Source organism: Actinomadura darangshiensis (assembly GCF_004349235.1).
Lineage (GTDB): Bacteria > Actinomycetota > Actinomycetes > Streptosporangiales > Streptosporangiaceae > Spirillospora > Spirillospora darangshiensis.
In genome coordinates, this window is record NZ_SMKY01000583.1 from 1 (window position 1) to 2,067 (window position 2,067).

Sequence of the window (2,067 nt, forward strand, 5' to 3'; positions counted from 1 at the left end):
GTCATGTCGTCGTCCTTCCGGCCGGGTCGGGGCGGGTTCGGCATCAGATCTCTCCCACTGGCTGGCTGCGGGCGTGCGGAGGGGACGGGCGGGGTTCGGCGTCGCGGGCGAGGGCGGAGCCGAGGCGTTTGCGGGCGCGGTGCAGCCGCGCGTGGTAGGCGCGGAGCGAGCAGCCCATGACGGTCGCGGCCTCGTGCGGCTCCAGGCCGTGCCAGGTCGCGAGGGCCATCGCCTCAAGATCCTTCTCCGGCATGGAAGCGAGGGCCTTGACCGCCGCGTCCCGGTCGGCGACCTGGTCGGCGACGTCCTGGCCGGCGTGCTCGCGGACCGCGGCCCGCGCCGTGATCCGGTCGAGCAGCGCCCGGCCGCGCTGCTGCTTGCCGCGCTGCTTGGCGAGCAGGTTGCGGGCCACGCCGAGCAGCCACGGCAGCGCGCGATCGGGCATCTCGTCGAGGCGCCGCCACGCGACCAGGAACGTCTCGCTGGATACGTCCTCGGCCACTTCAGGGTCGGAGCGGAGCAGGACGTACCCGAGGACGCTGCGGTAGTGCCTGTCGTACAGGGCGGTGAACCGTTCTTCGGAATCGTTCACACCAAGAAGTCCCTCCGAACGCGGCTCGTTCACACGGGCCCCAGGAATTACCGGTCAGTAACCCCCGGGAGCGGGCCCGATCCGCCTCCGGGCGGCGCCGCGAAACGGCGGCGGCGCCCAGGCGGCATGAGCGGGACGTCGCATACGGGCTTTAGGCTGGCATGCGTGACCGAGACGAAGGCCGTGAAGTCCGAGCAGACGCGCGCCTTGATCGTCGAGACGGCGCTGCGCCTGTTCCGGGAGCGCGGATACGAGGCGACGACGATGCGGGCGATCGCCAAGGAGGCGGGCGTCTCGGTCGGCAACGCCTACTACTATTTCGGCTCCAAGGAAGAGCTGATCCAGGCCTACTACGACGAACTGCAGGACGATCACGTCGCCGCCTGCCGCGCCGTCCTGGACGCCGAGCGGGAGTTCGCGCCCCGGCTGCTGGGCGTGCTGAAGGCCCGCGTCGACACGATGATCCCCTACCACGAGTTCGCCGGGAAGTTCTTCAAGTTCGCCGCCGAGCCGACCAGCCCGCTCAACCCGTTCAGCGCCGAGTCCGGCCCGGCCCGCGACTCCGCGGTGGCGATCTACCGGGAGGTCGTCGAGGGCTCCGACCTGAAGATCGACAAGGAGTTTCGGGCAGAACTGCCCGAGCTGCTGTGGATCTACTCGATGGGCATCGTCCTGTACTGGGTGCACGACAACTCGCCGGGCTGCCGCAAGACGTACCTGCTCGTCGAGCGGACGGTCCCGCTGGTCAACCGCATGGTCGCGATGTCGCGCATCCCCGGCTTCAAGTCGGTGACCCGCGAACTGGTGGGCATCATCCGCGAGGTCCGCGACTGAGCTAGCGGAACGTGATGTCCCAGTGGTCCTTCTCGCGGGCGAAGACGGTGCCGTCCGGTGACCGGTACAGCCGCGCGCCGTCCCCCCGGACGCCGGTGGACGGGTAGCGCTTGACCGCCCGGTCGACGCACGACCCCGTCGCGATGTCCAGCTTGTAGCCGTTCGCGTGGCTGTAGGCGCCGCCCGCGTGGCCGCGCTCCGTCCCGCCGGTCACGGTGACCTCGCAGCCGCTCGCCGCCGCGAAGTCGATCAGCCCCTTGACCGTCCCCCACCGGACGCCCTCGAACGACGTGCAGGACGCCACCGTCCGGTCGGAGCAGTGCCCGGTGGACCGCCACCCGATCCCGCTCTCACGCAGCGCGTACTCGGCGAACCGCTGCCCGACCCGCACCGACTTGGGCAACTCCGGCACCACGTCCCGCCCCGCGCCCACACCCTCCAGCAAGGGCACGGCGCCGCTAGAGGGCGCGCTGTCGGTAGAGGGCGCGGCGTCGGTCGGCGGCGCGGGGTTGCGCGGGCCTTCGGACTTCCACGGAGGCGCGCTGGTATCGGGATCGGCGTTGTGCGGGGCCGCGGTGGGGTCCGGGGCCGCGGCGCTGAGCAGGCCCGCGGGCCTCAACACGGGCGCCGCGTCGCGTGGG

Annotated in this window: 3 protein-coding genes; 1 reads left to right on the forward strand and 2 read right to left on the reverse strand. The window is 71.6% G+C overall.

The features are described from left to right. Positions 1-43: 43 nt before the first annotated feature. On the reverse strand, positions 44-592 hold the full coding sequence (locus tag E1293_RS46605; protein ID WP_165978725.1) for an RNA polymerase sigma factor: 549 nt from the start codon (positions 590-592) through the stop codon (positions 44-46). A gap of 165 nt (positions 593-757) precedes the next feature. On the opposite strand from E1293_RS46605, the gene E1293_RS46610 reads away from it, so the two are divergent. Next, complete coding sequence (locus tag E1293_RS46610; RefSeq protein WP_207939547.1) at positions 758-1,426, forward strand: TetR/AcrR family transcriptional regulator; 669 nt, start codon at positions 758-760, stop codon at positions 1,424-1,426. A 1-nt stretch (position 1,427) separates the two neighbouring features. On the opposite strand, the gene E1293_RS49125 is transcribed toward E1293_RS46610, so the two are convergent. Further along, the coding region (locus tag E1293_RS49125; RefSeq protein ID WP_207939548.1) for a hypothetical protein at positions 1,428-2,067 on the reverse strand (640 nt) is incomplete at its 5' end.